This window comes from Streptomyces sp. 8P21H-1, assembly GCF_013302945.1.
In genome coordinates this window covers 1-3,585 of record NZ_JABTYA010000327.1, presented here as the reverse complement: position 1 = coordinate 3,585, position 3,585 = coordinate 1, and the positions used below count along the sequence as shown (strand labels likewise).

4 protein-coding genes and 1 pseudogene are annotated in these 3,585 nt (G+C 74.5%); 1 reads left to right on the top strand and 4 read right to left on the bottom strand.

Features of this window, described 5'->3' with window-relative positions:
• Positions 1 to 172: phosphatase PAP2 family protein (locus tag HO151_RS06805; protein ID WP_173895183.1), on the top strand; the 172-nt coding region annotated here is incomplete at its 5' end.
• A gap of 46 nt (positions 173 to 218) precedes the next feature.
• Here HO151_RS06805 and HO151_RS06800 read toward each other — a convergent pair.
• The 4 genes and pseudogenes from HO151_RS06800 to HO151_RS07555 form a co-directional block, all read right to left on the bottom strand.
• On the bottom strand, positions 219 to 1,592 hold the full coding sequence (locus HO151_RS06800) for a glutamate-1-semialdehyde 2,1-aminomutase (RefSeq protein WP_368039446.1): 1,374 nt from the start codon (positions 1,590 to 1,592) through the stop codon (positions 219 to 221).
• A gap of 13 nt (positions 1,593 to 1,605) precedes the next feature.
• The gene (gene rfbC / locus HO151_RS06795; RefSeq protein ID WP_173895182.1) at positions 1,606 to 2,157 is read right to left on the bottom strand and encodes a dTDP-4-dehydrorhamnose 3,5-epimerase; all 552 of its coding nucleotides are present in this window, start codon (positions 2,155 to 2,157) and stop codon (positions 1,606 to 1,608) included.
• Complete coding sequence (locus tag HO151_RS06790) at positions 2,154 to 3,473, bottom strand: polysaccharide pyruvyl transferase family protein (protein WP_173895181.1); 1,320 nt, start codon at positions 3,471 to 3,473, stop codon at positions 2,154 to 2,156. The genes rfbC and HO151_RS06790 overlap by 4 nt, the downstream gene beginning before the upstream one ends.
• A pseudogene (locus tag HO151_RS07555) lies at positions 3,470 to 3,585 on the bottom strand (glycosyltransferase family 2 protein); the annotation flags it as partial. The pseudogene HO151_RS07555 and the gene HO151_RS06790, both read right to left, overlap by 4 nt.

Genomic DNA, 3,585 nt, shown 5'->3' with positions numbered 1-3,585 from the left:
CGCGGCACTGGCCGCCGGCGCCGCCATGGGCTGGGCGCAGGTGTCGCTGGGCGCGCACTACCCGACCGACGTCCTCGGCGGCTGGTGCACCGCGCTGGCGTCGGTACCGGCGACCGCGTGGCTGCTCGACCGGACCGCCGGCCGGCACGGGCGGCGGCCCCGGCACCGCTGACGTCACGTCACCGCTGGTGTCACGTCACCGCTGACGTCACGTCATGTCACGCCCGGCGGCGGAACACCGGCTGCACCGGCCGTCCGCCCAGCCACGGAGTGGGGTCGCCCGCGTCCAGCGCCTTGCGGTACACCGCGCACGCCTGGGCCACCACGTCGACGGTGCGGTCGATGTCGGTGTCGTCGAGCGCACTGCTCACCACGAACGACGGGGCGAGCACCCCGCCCACGAGGAGCCGGCGCAGGAACAGGGTGCGGTACTCCTGCGAGGGCCGCCCGGTCCCGTCGAGGGTGGCGAAGACCAGGTTGCTGGCCCGCCCCCGGACGACGACGTGGTCGCCGACGCCCATGGCGGCGGCGGCGTCCCGGACACCGGCGGCCAGCCGCTCGCCGAGGGCGTGCAGCCGCGCGGTGACGCCCTCTTCGGCGTAGGTGGTCTGCACGGCCATGGCCGCCGCCAGGGAGTGGGTCTCCGCGCCGTGCGTGGTGGACAGCAGGAACACCCGGTCACCGGAGTGGCGCAGCCCGCCCCGCTCCATCAGTTCGCGGCGCCCGGCCAGGGCGGAGACGGCGAACCCGTTGCCCAGCGCCTTGCCGAACGTGGAGAGGTCGGGGACGACGCCGTACAGGCCCTGGGCGCCCGCCTCGGACCAGCGCAGACCGGTGATCATCTCGTCGAAGACCAGGACGCAGCCGTGCCGGTCGGCCAGCTCGCGCAGCCCGGCGAGATAGCCGGGCGGCGGTTCGGTCCAGGTGGCGGGTTCGAGGATCAGGCAGGCGACCTCGTCCCGGTACCGGGTGAGCAGCTCCTCCGTGGCGGTCAGGTCCCCGTACGGGAACGCCACGGTGAGATCGGTGGTCGCCGCCGGGATGCCCGCGGACAGCGGCGTGGTGCCGATGAACCAGTCGTCGGTGGAGAAGAACGGGTGGTCCGCGCAGACGGCCACCCGCGGACGGCCGGTGGCGGCACGGGCCAGGCGCACCGCGGCGGTGGTGGCGTCGGAGCCGTTCTTGGCGAACTTGACCATCTCGGCGGTCGGCACGGTGGCCAGGAAGCGCTCCGCGGCCTCGACCTCCACGACGGAGGGCCGCACGAAGTTGCCGCCGCGGTCGAGCTCGCGCCGCACCGCCTCGGTCACCCGCGGGTGGGCGTGGCCGAGGCTGACCGACCGCAGACCGGAGCCGTACTCGATGTAGCGGTTGCCGTCGACGTCCCACACATGGGCACCGCGGCCGTGACTGATGACCGGGGCCAGGTCCTCGGGGTACTGGTCGTCGCCCTTGGCGTAGGTGTGCGCGCCCCCGGGGACCAGGGCGTGCAGCCGCTCGTTGGCCGCCCTCGACCGCGGCAGCGCGAACTCGCGCACCTCTTGCGTGCCTTCGGTGCCTTCGGTGCCTTCGGTGTCTTCGGTGCCTTTGATGTTCACGCCGGCCTCAGCCCTCCCGCTGCTTCAGGGCCACGGCGAGAACCGGCGCATCCCGGTCCCGCCGGGACACGGAGGTGACCGGCAGCGGCCACGCGATGGCGAGTTCCGGGTCGTCGAAGGCGATCGTCACGTCCTCGGCCGGGTCGTGCGGACGGTCGATGCGGTAGGAGGTGTCGGCGGTCGCGGTCAGCGCCTGGAAGCCGTGCGCGCACCCGGCCGGGATGTAGAGGGTCGTCTGCGTCTCGTCGGACAGCTCGAAGGACGCCGTGTTGCGGTACGTCGGCGAGTCCGGCCGCAGGTCCACGACGACGTCGAAGATCCTTCCGTACGAGCACCGCACCAGCTTGGCCTCACCGGCGCCGGAGCGCAGGTGCAGACCGCGCAGCACCCCCCGGGCCGAGCGGGACACGCTGTCCTGGACGAAGGCGTGCGGGTCCAGGCCCACCGAGCGGACCACGTCGGCGTCGAAGGTGCGGCAGAAGAAGCCGCGCTCGTCGGCGTACGGCGTCGGCTCGAACAGGTACGCGCCGGCGATCGCCGGGACTTCGGTCGCTTTCATGGGGCCTTCCGTACGGCGTGGGTATCAGTGCGGTCGTGGTCGTGGTCGTGGTCGTGGGGATGGGCATGGGCACGGGTCCGGCCGGCCGCCGGGAACAGGGCCGCGGTCAACTCCGCGAACTGGCCGTCGAGTTGCCGGGTGACGTCCGCGTTCCGCTCGGCGAGGGTCCGCCGCAGCTCCGCCGAGCGCTCCTCCAGCGCCCGGAACTGCTCCAGCAGCCGGTCGGCGTCGACCTCGCGGGCCGGGTGGCAGTACGCGCCGAGCCCCATCCGCGCCATCAGCGCGTCGCTCTTTGCCGCGTAGCTGAGCGCGAGCGTCGGTGTGCCCGCCTTCAGCGCGCAGACCAGGTTGTGGTACCGGGTGGCCACCACGGCACTCGCGGCGGCCGTCTCCTTCATCAGGTCGGCCAGGGAGACCGCCTCGGCGGCGGTGACCAGCGGCGAGTCCACCGCGTCGAGGATCGCGGCGACCACAGTCGCGTCGCACGCGTCGCCGGTGAGCAGCCGGACCGGCCTGCCCTCCTCGGTCAGCGCGCGCACGAACCGGGTCGTCCCGTCGAGGTAGCGCCGGTGGATCTCCCCGGCGCGGGCGCGGTCGTCGTTGCCGCCGTGGAAGTCCATGACGCCGACACAGACCGGGCCCGGCGGCCCCGCGGTGTCCCCCGGCGGCACCGGTGGCGCCGGCAGGGCGAACGCCAGGTCCGGGTAGACCCCGTCGCGCGCGGTGTCCACGCCCATCTCCCGCAGCGCGTCCCGGGACCGGTCGTCCCGGTACGAGCGGTACGCCGCCAGCCGCGCCGACCGGCGCACCAGGGCCCGGGTGGCCCGGTCCCCGATCGGGGCGGCGCCGACGCCGACCAGCGCGACCCGGGTGCGCAGCAGCCGGCCGCTCGCGCAGAGCAGGAACAGCGAGTACGGGAAACCCCACGGCCGCAGCGGCAGCGTGGCCTCCAGGACGCCCATGCCCGGCACGATCACCACGTCGTGCCGGCGCACCCAGGCGGCGGTACGGAAGACGTCGACGAGTTTGCCCAGGCCCTTGCCCGCGACCGCGCCCAGGCGTGACGCGGTCCGGTACTCCCCGCGGTACCAGTGCAGCCGCGTCGCGGGGATCCGGTACCGGGCCGTGACGGCCTCGGGTCCGCCGCACAGCGCGTCCACGACCGCGTCCGGGTGCTCGGCGCGCAGGTACCCGAGCACGGCTTCCAGCGACCCGTCGTTGCCGAGGTTGCCGGAGCCGAGCAGGCCGAACACCCCGACACGTACCGGAGCCGCGTCCGTCGTGTCCGTCGTGTCCGTCGTGTCCGGGGACGTCATGTCCGCCTCCCCTCCCGGCCCGCGACGAGGGCGTCGACGGAGACGGTCAGCCGGGCCGGGTCGACCGGGGCGCGGTCCTCGACCCGCTCGCCGGCGCCCGGCCGGACCCGGC